This is a genomic window from Ruegeria sp. ABV4_181 (genome assembly GCF_056158465.1).
In genome coordinates, this window is sequence record NZ_JBSWTI010000002.1 from 321,053 (window position 1) to 327,500 (window position 6,448).

The 6,448-nt window shown below is 56.0% G+C and carries 3 protein-coding genes, 1 tRNA gene and 2 rRNA genes; 3 read left to right on the forward strand and 3 right to left on the reverse strand.

Going from position 1 to position 6,448, the window contains the following annotated elements; genetic code table 11:
- Positions 1-49 precede the first annotated feature (49 nt).
- Genes ACXAC3_RS01630 through ACXAC3_RS01640 form a run of 3 tightly spaced genes read left to right on the forward strand, consistent with a single transcriptional unit; the run spans position 50 to position 2,714 of the window.
- Positions 50-667 carry a PepSY domain-containing protein gene (locus ACXAC3_RS01630; protein WP_475155052.1) on the forward strand — a complete coding sequence of 206 codons (618 nt, stop codon included), beginning with the start codon at positions 50-52 and terminating at the stop codon, positions 665-667.
- Between the two features lie 38 nt (positions 668-705).
- A complete protein-coding gene (locus tag ACXAC3_RS01635; RefSeq protein ID WP_475155055.1) occupies positions 706-1,365 on the forward strand; it encodes a response regulator transcription factor in 660 nt (219 codons plus the stop codon).
- A complete protein-coding gene (locus ACXAC3_RS01640) occupies positions 1,365-2,714 on the forward strand; it encodes an ATP-binding protein (protein WP_475155059.1) in 1,350 nt (449 codons plus the stop codon). The genes ACXAC3_RS01635 and ACXAC3_RS01640 overlap by 1 nt, the downstream gene beginning before the upstream one ends.
- Positions 2,715-2,898: 184 nt before the next feature.
- Here ACXAC3_RS01640 and ACXAC3_RS01645 read toward each other — a convergent pair.
- The 3 genes from ACXAC3_RS01645 to ACXAC3_RS01655 all read right to left on the reverse strand — a co-directional run bounded on the left by ACXAC3_RS01645 (position 2,899) and on the right by ACXAC3_RS01655 (position 6,153).
- Positions 2,899-2,975: transfer RNA gene (locus ACXAC3_RS01645), tRNA-Met, on the reverse strand.
- A gap of 51 nt (positions 2,976-3,026) precedes the next feature.
- Positions 3,027-3,141, reverse strand: a 5S ribosomal RNA gene (gene rrf, locus ACXAC3_RS01650).
- A 181-nt stretch (positions 3,142-3,322) separates the two neighbouring features.
- Positions 3,323-6,153: ribosomal RNA gene (locus ACXAC3_RS01655) — 23S ribosomal RNA — on the reverse strand.
- Positions 6,154-6,448: the final 295 nt, after the last annotated feature.

Below are 6,448 nucleotides of genomic sequence, written 5' to 3' on the forward strand. Positions count from 1 at the left end.
TTAAAATCTGTAGATTTAGGGGGCACTTGTACCGTAAAAAGTTCCGAGTATGAAAAGGCTCTTGATCATCGCTTGTCTGCTGACCCTTCTCCCGTTCGGGGAAGGCCAGGCCGCTGTGCGCGAATTGAAACAGTCCGAGCTGCGCAAGGCGACGACATCCGGAAGTGCCATTCGGTTGAAACGCGTCATCAAAGGGGTGGAAAAAGCCTTTGGCGGCACCCCTGTGGATGCGCGCGCCTTCCAGACCGACGAGGTGTATTACCGAATTCTGGTGAAGAAGCCCAACGGCAAGATCATCAGTGTCATTGTCAACGCCCAGACCGGTGTCGTTGTGTCCAATCGTTCCAGCGTGGGACGCGAAATTTCCGAAGCGGCCCGTTCGAACAACGGCAACGCGGCCAATGCAGGATCGCAGGGGAAATCCAATGGCAAGGGCAACCAGGGCAACAACGGAAACCGCGGCGGAAACTCCGGAGGGAATTCCGGTGGAAACTCTGGCGGCAACTCCGGTGGTAACGGCGGCGGAAACTCCGGTGGCAACTCGGGCGGCAACTCGGGTGGCAATGGCGGCGGCAATTCCGGCGGTAACGGCGGGGGCAATTCCGGTGGTAATGGCGGCGGCAACTCCGGCGGCAACGGAGGCGGCAAAGGCGGGGGCAAAAAGTAATGGTTAAACTGCCATTGGCCCGCCTATAGTTCCAGATTATGAGAGTTCTCCTCGCAGAAGATGAGCCGCACCTGTGCGATCAGATCAAGAAACTGCTGAATGCTGAAGGCCGCGTGGTCGATGTCGTCAACAGCGGCGTAGACGCCCTTCATCTGGGCCTGACCGAACCCTATGACGTGATCATCCTTGATATCGGGCTGCCGGAACGCGACGGTATCTCGGTTCTTCGGGAATGGCGAAGCGCCGGCATCAAGACGCCGGTCCTGATCCTGACGGCCCGCGACGGCTGGAGCGAACGCGTCGACGGGCTGGATGCCGGCGCGGATGACTACATGACCAAGCCCTTTCACATGCCCGAACTGGCCGCCCGCGTCCGCGCCATCCTGCGCCGCCAAAGCGGGCAGCTGAACCCGGTGATCGAAATGGGGAGCGTCATTCTGGATACGCGCAACGGTCGGGTAACCGCCGAAGGGGTGCCGGTGGATTTGACCGCTCAGGAAATCGCGGTCCTCACCTATCTGGCGCATAATGCAGGTCGCATGATTTCCAGAACCGAGCTTTCCGAACATATTTATGAATACGACGGGGATCGCGACTCCAATACCATTGCCGTCTTTATCACCCGCCTGCGCAAAAAGTTGGGACCTGACCTGATCACAACAGTCCGGGGTCGGGGATACATGATCGATTCCGCCTGATGTTATCCCTGCGTCAACGGGCATTGCTGGGGGGGATCGCATCCGGTGCTCTGTCCGTTGGCGTCGGCACGCTGGCCGTATTCTCTTATATCGACTCGCGGGTTTCCGAACGGTTCGATACTGCGCTTTTGGACCGCCACACGCAGCTTGTCGTCGGGCTGAGCGTGACGACGCAAGACCCCGATGCTCTGCGCGACATCATGTTCGATCCGGCTTATGGCACGCCGTATTCCGGCCGGTACTGGCAGGTTACCAACAAGAACGGAGAGATTTTCGTCTCGGCCTCGCTGTTTGACGAAACGATTGCCGAACCGTCCGATCCGGATGGCAACACAACGCTTTGGAACACCGCCGGGCCAGAGGGCGAGGTGCTGCGCAGCGCCTATCAGGAAATCACCTATGAAGATGGAACGGTCTGGGGCGTCAGCGTCGCCGAAAGCCAGGCGCAACTTATCAACGAAAGGCGGGCCGCGCAGCGCAGCCTCATGCCTGTTTTTGCGCTGGTCGGGTTGATTGGCGTTGCGGGGTCATTGCTGTTGATGTCGGTCATTCTGGGCCCGCTGCGCAAGTTGCGGACGGATGTCGCCCATCGCTGGGAGTCTGATGACGACCTCAAACCGGCGGACTACCCGGACGAAGTGTCCCCACTGGTCGAGGACTTGAATCAGCTGTTGCGGCGCAACCGGGACATCGTAACCGGTTCACGCAGGCAGGCCGCCGATCTGGCCCATGCGCTCAAGACCCCGACGGCGATTTTACGAAACGAACTCAGCGAGTTGTCTCAGTCCGGCGCCAGTACAGAAATTGCGACAGAAGCTCTGGACCGGGTCGATGCGCAGCTCGGCCGCTCGCTTGCCCGGATGCGGGCGATGAACACTGCGGAACTGACCCATTCGCGCACCGATCTGACAAACTCCGTCAACAGACTTGCACGTCTGTTTTCGACAATGGCCGAACGGGATGGAAAAAAGCTGGTTATCGATTGTGAACCCGAGATTTGGGTGCGCATGGATGCGCAGGATATCGAAGAGGTTCTGGGCAATTTGCTCGACAACGCGGTCAAATGGTGCCGCAACACGGTCCATCTGACCGCTGAGGCCCAAGAGCACAGCATCGAAATCCGCATTGAAGACGACGGTCCGGGAATCCCCGAAGACGCACGCCGCGAAGCGCTCCGATCCGGCGGCCGGCTGGACACCTCGGTCAGCGGAAGCGGGCTGGGGCTGGCCATTGCAGTCGACCTTTTGGCCGCATACGGCGCCCGGCTGGATCTGGGATTGTCAGCGTCCCTGGGCGGATTGCAGAGCCAGGTGGTGATACCGGCCGAACTTGGCGCAAGCATGGGTTAGGGAGCCTCAATGTCTCGTCCAAACTGGCATTGTCAGCTCGACCGGGCTGTTGGGATTTTGGTTGCGGGAGCAGGATTTGAACCTCTGCCCTTCGGGTTGTGAGCCTGACGAGTTGAAGACGTTAAGCAATTGATCCGGGGGATCAATTGTAGTCTGAACGGGCTGTACTGAGATTTTCTGACGCTGGTTGCGGGAGTAGGATTTGAACCTACGACCTTCAGGTTATGAGCCTGACGAGCTACCGGGCTGCTCCATCCCGCGTCAGAGTCAGATTTGTATCATCGTGTTAGAGAGAATATGGGCTTTTACTAGGTTTGGCGGTGACCTACTCTCCCGGGGCTTAAGCCCAAGTACCATTGGCGCGGCAGTGCTTAACTTCCGGGTTCGGTATGGGACCGGGTGTTTCACTTGCGCTATGACCACCAAACCGAGGAAAAGCCCATGTCGACTTTCTTGCTGTGCAAGAAAGCGACAGGTGGCAGGCAGCGTCTTTGCTTGCAAAGGCGCGTTGCCACTCGGTTGTTATGTCGATCAACAGTGCCGCTTGGTGCGACACAGCCGTCCATGTTCAAGGTGTATGTTTTTGATTTGTCTTTCCATTACTGGATCAAATCAAGCCTATCGGGCGATTAGTACCGGTCAACTGAACGCATTACTGCGCTTACATCTCCGGCCTATTGACGTGGTGGTCTTCCACGGCCCTCAGGGAGACCTTGTTTTGAGGGGGGCTTCCCGCTTAGATGCCTTCAGCGGTTATCCTGTCCGATCATAGCTACCCAGCACTGCCGTTGGCACGACAACTGGTCCACCAGTGGATCGTTCACCCCGGTCCTCTCGTACTAGGGGCAACTCCTCTCAAGTCTCCTACACCCACGGCAGATAGGGACCGAACTGTCTCACGACGTTCTAAACCCAGCTCACGTACCTCTTTAAACGGCGAACAGCCGTACCCTTGGGACCTGCTCCAGCCCCAGGATGAGATGAGCCGACATCGAGGTGCCAAACACTGCCGTCGATATGGACTCTTGGGCAGTATCAGCCTGTTATCCCCGGCGTACCTTTTATCCGTTGAGCGATGGCCCTTCCACTCGGGACCACCGGATCACTATGGCCGTCTTTCGACTCTGCTCGACTTGTCAGTCTTGCAGTCAGGCTGGCTTCTGCCATTGCACTCAACGAGCGATTTCCGACCGCTCTGAGCCAACCTTCGCGCGCCTCCGTTACGCTTTAGGAGGCGACCGCCCCAGTCAAACTACCCGCCACGCAGGGTCCCGGATCCGGATAACGGACCGCGGTTAGACATCAAGAGTGCGAAGGGTGGTATCTCAAGGGAGGCTCCACGGATACTTGCGTTTCCGCTTCAAAGCCTACCACCTATCCTGCACATCACAATCCTGATGCCAGTGCGAAGCTGTAGTAAAGGTGCACGGGGTCTTTCCGTCTAACCGCGGGAAGCCTGCATCTTGACAGGCAATTCAATTTCGCTGAGTCGATGTTGGAGACAGCGGGGAAGTCGTTACGCCATTCGTGCAGGTCGGAACTTACCCGACAAGGAATTTCGCTACCTTAGGACCGTTATAGTTACGGCCGCCGTTTACCTGGGCTTCAATTCAAGGCTCTCACCTCTCCTTTTAACCTTCAGGCACCGGGCAGGCGTCAGACCCTATACGTCGTCTTGCGACTTCGCAGAGCCCTGTGTTTTTAATAAACAGTCGCCACCCCCTGGTTTGTGCCCCCAGCCCCTAGTTGCCTAGGAACCGGGCCTCCTTCTCGCGAACTTACGGAGGTATTTTGCCGAGTTCCTTCAACATCGTTCTCTCAAGCGCCTTGGTATGCTCTACCAGTCCACCTGTGTCGGTTTAGGGTACGGTCTGATGGAGGGCTATTTCCAGGAACTGCTCAGCAGCCCAACCAATCCGATAAGGCTGAACTACATCTGCAATCCGTCACATCCTCCTGGCCTAGGAATATTAACCTAGTTCCCATCGCCTACGCCTTTCGGCCTCGGCTTAGGGGCCGGCTTACCCTGCTCAGATTAGCTTTAAGCAGGAACCCTTGGACTTTCGGCGAGAGTGTCTCTCACACTCTTTGTCGCTACTCATGTCATCATTCTCACTAGTGATCTCTCCACCGGATCCCTCACAGGCCGGCTTCATCGAAAGAACTCGATCCGTCATTACATCCACTAGGGATGCAAATACGGATGAGTTCTATGTCACACTACGCTCTGCTACCATGCCTTACGGCATCCTAAGCTTCGGCTCATGGCTTGAGCCCCGTTACATCTTCGCCGCAGGACAACTTGTTTAGACCAGTGAGCTGTTACGCTATCTTTAAAGGATGGCTGCTTCTAAGCCAACCTCCTGGTTGTTTTGGTCGTCCCACCTGCTTTCCCACTTAGCCATGAATTGGGGGCCTTAGCTGTAGGTCAGGGTTGTTTCCCTCTCCACTACGGACGTTAGCATCCGCAGTGTGTCTGCCATCTAGTACTCCCGGGTATTCGGAGTTTGGTTAGGATCAGTAAGCCTGTGGGGCCCCATTACCCATCCAGTGCTCTACCCCCCGGGGTATTCGGATGACGCTCTACCTAAATAGATTTCGCAGAGAACCAGCTATCTCCGAGTTTGATTGGCCTTTCACCCCTAGGCACAGCTCATCCCGATCCTTTTCAACGGATGTGGGTTCGGTCCTCCAGTAAGTGTTACCTTACCTTCAACCTGGCCATGCCTAGATCACTCGGTTTCGGGTCTGATCCCACGAACTCATTCGCCCTATTAAGACTCGCTTTCGCTACGCCTACACCTAACGGCTTAAGCTTGCTCGTGAGACCAAGTCGATGACCCATTATACAAAAGGTACGCCGTCAGCTCGCAAGGAGCCTCCGACTGATTGTAGGCGTTCGGTTTCAGGTACTGTTTCACTCCCCTCGTCGGGGTGCTTTTCACCTTTCCCTCACGGTACTGGTTCGCTATCGGTCAGCAAGGAGTACTTAGCCTTCGAAGGTGGTCCTCCGATCTTCAGACAGAATTTCACGTGTTCCGCCCTACTTAATACGTCCGTCAAAGCTTCCTATACGGGGCTGTCACCCGCTATGGCCACGCTTCCCAACGTGTTCTAGTCACTTATCCGGCTCGGCTGGTCCCCGTTCGCTCGCCGCTACTAGGGGAGTATCAATTGATTTCCTTTCCTCCGGGTACTTAGATGTTTCAGTTCCCCGGGTTTGCTCTTAAAACCCTATGTATTCAGGTCTTAAGTACCTGTTTAAATCCGTTGTAATATTGCGGAGCAATTTACAACGAACTTTCAGGTGGGTTGCCCCATTCAGAAATCCATGGATCAAAGCTTATTCTCAGCTCCCCATGGCTTATCGCAGAGTATCACGTCTTTCATCGCCTCTTGCTGCCAAGGCATTCACCAAACGCCCTTCTCGCGCTTGATTTGATCCAGAAAAAGAAAGACATGACTTTTTGCGCTACCGCCTATTCGGCTACTGGAGCACAAGTATGTCAATCGAGACCGCCCAGCTGGTAACTAAAGGCAGCCATTCTTCTGAACCAAAAACATACATTTCCCGCCCCCGCCACTTGGACGAGGACAATTGAGCAACCCCATATGGTCTCCCAGCCGTGCAGCTGATCAACGCAGGTCGCTCGGGTTAGTATATTTGACTTGGACAACTCTGTTCGTTTCAGTCGCGATACGCATTCCAGGCCGGCTAGACCCAAACTGCGCCG

Bases quoted from the DNA above. Each gene is read 5' to 3' on its own strand.
- ACXAC3_RS01640 (WP_475155059.1), top strand. From the start codon at position 1,365: ATGTTATCCCTGCGTCAACGGGCATTGCTGGGGGGGATCGCATCCGGT.
- ACXAC3_RS01630 (WP_475155052.1), top strand. From the start codon at position 50: ATGAAAAGGCTCTTGATCATCGCTTGTCTGCTGACCCTTCTCCCGTTC.
- ACXAC3_RS01635 (WP_475155055.1), top strand. From the start codon at position 706: ATGAGAGTTCTCCTCGCAGAAGATGAGCCGCACCTGTGCGATCAGATC.